The sequence below is a fragment of the Natrinema soli genome (assembly GCF_028618695.1).
The window spans coordinates 1-3,130 of record NZ_JAQIVI010000396.1 but is presented as its reverse complement, the minus strand read 5'-3'; the positions used below and the strand labels follow the sequence as shown (position 1 = coordinate 3,130).

Below are 3,130 nucleotides of genomic sequence, written 5' to 3'. Positions count from 1 at the left end.
CCCCGTCGACGTCCCGTCGGGAACGAAACTGGATCGAGCGATGGACGCCGCCGTCGGTGCGGTCGTGATGGGGGCGGTCATCGGCGCGCTGATGGGGATCGGTCGGTACGTCTCGCAGAACGAGCTACTGGCCGTCGGTGCCGGCCCCTTTACCGGAGCGGCCGCGCTCCTGATTCCGATCGCCCTCGTCGCGCTCGTGTTCGCCTCGTTCCTCCAGTCGGTCGGCGCGCTCGACCGCGAGGACCGCACGATCTACCTCTACGAACCGGATCAGGCGATCGATCTCTCAGTCATCGAAGACGTTTCGATCCGGCCGATCGGCGATAGCGCCGTGGTGACGCTCAGTTACGCCCAGCCGGACGGCCAGTACGTCCAGGGACCGAGACGGCTCGTCGTCCCGCCCGCAGTCGCACGTGACGTCGCGGCGATCGTCGACTCGCAGCGCTGATCGGTCACTCGTCACGTTCGTCGATCTCGAGCGGGGACTCCCCCGCTTCCTCGTCCGGCCCGGGTTCCGCGTCCGCGATCTCGAGTTTCTTGAGACGGGCTTTCATGATGCGCGTATTTTCGACGGTTTCGACGGTGATTCGGACCCCGTCGTAGGTGATCTCCTCGCCTTCCTCGACGAGCCGGCCCGCGCGATTGAAGATGAAGCCGGCGATGGTCTCGAACTCCTGGCCCTCGGGGAGATCGATCTCGAGGGACTCGTTGACGTCCTCGATATTCACCTCGCCCCGGACGAGGACGGTGTCATCGTCGATCTCCTCGATCGGCTGTTCCTCGCCGCCCTCGAGGATCTCGCCGATGATCTCCTCGATCATGTCCTCCATCGTCACCAGCCCCTCGGTGGTCCCGAACTCGTCGATCACGATCGCCATATGCATCCGGTTTTCGCGCATCTCGGTCAGCAGCTCGTCGACGTTCTTCGACTCGGGGACGTGTAGCGTCGGCTGGATGAGATCCGCGAGCTCGAGTTCGTCGTTCTCCGACTCGCCGTAGTTGAGATCGCGGACGAGATCGCGGATATGGACGACGCCCTGAACGTTATCGAGACTTCCCTCGTAGACCGGCACGCGGGCGTGACCGCTCTGGATGCAGGTCTCGATGGTCTCGTCGATCTCGGCGTTTTTCGGAACGGCCGTCATATCCAGCCGCGGGGTCATCACCTCCTTGACGATCGTGTTGTCGAAGCGGAATATCCGCTGGAGCATCTCGTGTTCCTCCTCCTCCAAGACCCCCTCGCGCTCGCCGGACTCGATCATCTCCTGGATCTCGTCGCGAGTGACGTACGGCGTCTCGATCGCTCCCGTCGTCGAACCGGTGAGACGGTTGATCTGCCGGGTGAGATAGTCGAAGAGGACGACGAGGGGAAGCATCAACCGCTCGGCGAGCTTCAGCGGTCTGGCGACGCGAATCGACCAGGATTCGGTGTTCTCGACGGCGTAAGACTTGGGCGCGCTCTCGCCGAACAGCAAGACGATAGCGGTGATCCCGAGCGTCGCGGCCGTAACGGCTGCCAGCCCGCCGAAGTACAGTCCGAGGAGGGCCGTCGCGATCGACGACATCGCGATGTTGACGATGTTGTTCCCGACGAGGATCGTCACGAGCAGCCGATGCGGGTCCTCCTTGAGCGCCTTCACGCGCGCCGCGCCGGGGATACCGTCTTCGGCCATCGCCTCGACGCGGTGTTTCGGGATAGAGAACAGCGCGATTTCGGACGACGAGAAGAACGCGGAGAGACCGACGAGGACGACGAGGGCGAGCGCGCCGAGGACCGTCACCATCGACTGGTCGATCTCGAGACCCACCACTGGGATCTCGTAGACAGCGAACACGACCTCGGGGGGCGGAGACAACGCCATTGATGTACAGGCTTATAGCCGGATCGGTTAACCGTTTCCCATTTTACGGTCGGTTACGGATATCGCCGCCGGCGACGACACGTTTACCCGGCTCTTTCCCGTACATTCGGCTATGAGCGAGACCGCCGAACCACCGATCACGTTCTACCGGCTCCAGGGCTGTCCGTACTGCGAGCGGGTCGCCCGGCTGTTGAACGAGTACGACCTCTCGTACCGATCGCGGTTCGTCGAACCGATGCACTCCGAGCGGAACGTCGTCAAACGCGTCGCCGGCGTCCGAACCGTCCCCGTCGTCGTCGACGGGAATACGGGGGTCACGATGGCCGAAAGCGCCAACATCGTCGACTACCTCGAGTCGACCTACGGCGAGGGCGACCGGCCCGACGCGGCCGCGGCGACCGCGGGAGGTGACGACTGATGCCGGAGTTCGATGTCGTCGAGTTGGGTCCGACGGACCACCCCGAACCGGGCGAGGCGGCCCCCGATTTTACCCGCCCGCTCGTCACCGACGAGTTCTGGGAGGACCGCACGCTGTCGGACCTGATCGGCGAGACCGGCGGTCGGACGATCCTCGTCTTCACGCCGATGACCGGTTCCTTCGTCGCGAAGTACGTCTGGGACGAACTCGCGGAACGCGACTGGGACGAACGCGCGGGCCGGGTCGTCGGCGTCACGGCCTCGACCCCATACGGGATCAAGCGGTTCCTAGAAGGCAACGACCACCCGTTCCGGTTTTTCACCGATCCGAGCAACGAGATCGCGGCGTCGTACGGCGTCGACCACGACCTCGACGGCATGACCGGCGTCAGCGAACCGCGGGTCGCCTTCTTCGCGCTCGACGCGGACCGCACCGTCGAGGGCGCGTGGGTCGCCACCGACTGGCCCGACTTCCCCGACTACGACGACCTCGAGGACGAGCTCGGCCTCGAGTAGCGACCGTCTCGCCCGCGAGTCCCGATAGCTTTTTGCCCGACATCCACCGATTTCGAACCGAATGAGCGAACTGGACCGCGCGGCCGAGGCGATCGATTCGGGAGCGCTCGTCGTCTACCCGACCGAGACGGTCTACGGCCTCGCCGCGGACGCACTCGATCCCGACGCCGTCGATCGGGTCTTCGACGCGAAGGGACGCGATCGGTCGAAGCCGCTTTCGTTCGCCGTGCCGTCGGTCCCGTCGGCGCTCCGGTACGTCCGCGCGACCGATCGGGAGCGGCGGTTCATGGCGACGTTTCTCCCCGGCCCCGTGACGGTCCTCTGTCGGCGGCGCG

4 protein-coding genes and 1 pseudogene are annotated in these 3,130 nt (G+C 65.2%); 4 read left to right on the top strand and 1 reads right to left on the bottom strand.

All coding sequences use genetic code 11. The features are described 5' to 3' along the window. Window positions 1-448: pseudogene (locus PGX04_RS21925) on the top strand (hypothetical protein); the annotation flags it as partial. Window positions 449-452: 4 nt separating this feature from the next. Here PGX04_RS21925 and PGX04_RS21920 read toward each other — a convergent pair. Next, window positions 453-1,862 (bottom strand): hemolysin family protein, encoded by a 1,410-nt coding sequence (locus PGX04_RS21920; protein ID WP_273740440.1) that lies wholly within the window; start codon window positions 1,860-1,862, stop codon window positions 453-455. Window positions 1,863-1,974: 112 nt separating this feature from the next. On the opposite strand from PGX04_RS21920, the gene PGX04_RS21915 reads away from it, so the two are divergent. The 3 genes from PGX04_RS21915 to PGX04_RS21905 all read left to right on the top strand — a co-directional run. After that, a complete protein-coding gene (locus PGX04_RS21915) occupies window positions 1,975-2,280 on the top strand; it encodes a glutaredoxin family protein (protein ID WP_273740439.1) in 306 nt (101 codons plus the stop codon). Further along, on the top strand, window positions 2,280-2,795 hold the full coding sequence (locus PGX04_RS21910; RefSeq protein WP_273740438.1) for a redoxin domain-containing protein: 516 nt from the start codon (window positions 2,280-2,282) through the stop codon (window positions 2,793-2,795). Before PGX04_RS21915 ends, PGX04_RS21910 begins: the two co-directional genes overlap by 1 nt. A gap of 61 nt (window positions 2,796-2,856) precedes the next feature. Further along, on the top strand, window positions 2,857-3,130 hold a 274-nt coding region (locus PGX04_RS21905), incomplete at its 3' end, for an L-threonylcarbamoyladenylate synthase (protein ID WP_273740437.1).